The sequence below is a fragment of the Pantoea sp. SIMBA_079 genome (assembly GCF_046940275.1).
GTDB lineage: Bacteria > Pseudomonadota > Gammaproteobacteria > Enterobacterales > Enterobacteriaceae > Pantoea > Pantoea borealis.
Genome location: NZ_JAWRYR010000351.1, coordinates 1 through 269, shown reverse-complemented (window position 1 = coordinate 269; position 269 = coordinate 1). Strand labels below are relative to the sequence as shown.

The 269-nt window shown below is 58.0% G+C and carries 1 pseudogene; it reads right to left on the bottom strand.

Annotated elements, in window-relative coordinates:
- Positions 1-31: 31 nt before the first annotated feature.
- Positions 32-269, bottom strand: a pseudogene (locus SB719_RS20325) (NAD(P)-dependent alcohol dehydrogenase); the annotation flags it as partial.

The window sequence follows — 269 nt, the reverse complement described above, 5'->3', positions numbered from 1 at the left end:
GCGGGCGCCGGCCAGCACAACGTCTGAGCCGTTACGCCGCAGACGTGTCGCGCAGGGTGTGGATGTCGATGACAAAGCGATATTTCACATCGCTTTTCAGCATGCGATCATACGCCTCATTGATCTGATCCATGGCAATCAGTTCAATGTCGGAGGTGATGCCGTGCTCGCCACAGAAATCGAGCATCTCCTGCGTTTCAGCGATGCCGCCGCTCAGCGAGCCAGCGACACTGCGGCGCCTGAAAATCAGGTTAACCACCTGAGGTGCC